Consider the following 451-nt stretch of genomic DNA (forward strand, 5'->3'; position numbering starts at 1 on the left):
AAGAATGTGTACAATGGTGACATCGGAACTGTAGAAAAAGTCAACATAGAAGACCGCACACTCTGTGTCAACTTTGACAACAATCTGGTGGAATATGAAGCAACGGAGCTTGATGAGCTAACATTGGCCTATGCTTCTACCATTCATAAATCGCAAGGTTCAGAATATCCGATCGTGGTAATCCCAGTTTTGATGACTCATTTTGTGATGCTTCAGCGCAACCTCATCTATACAGGCATTACGAGAGCTAAAAAAATCTGTGTGCTTATCGGCCAGCCCAAAGCTCTCGCTTATGCAATACGTAATCTGACGGTAATCAACAGAAACACCAAATTGAAAGAACGACTGCGTGGAGAGATAGAAGCGAACAATGATTCTGGTCTCCACATCAGCAGTAGATACATACTTCCTGAGGAACAGCCAATGATGGCTGCGGAACCAGAGCCAAATC

1 protein-coding gene is annotated in these 451 nt (G+C 43.5%); it reads left to right on the plus strand.

The features are described from left to right. Positions 1-451 (plus strand): ATP-dependent DNA helicase (locus ACTQ53_RS17640; protein ID WP_441934626.1); only part of this gene is annotated, 451 nt, incomplete at both ends.

Origin of the sequence: Prevotella sp. Sow4_E9_plate (assembly GCF_052116205.1) — a bacterium.
In the GTDB taxonomy this organism is placed as follows: Bacteria; Bacteroidota; Bacteroidia; order Bacteroidales; family Bacteroidaceae; genus Prevotella.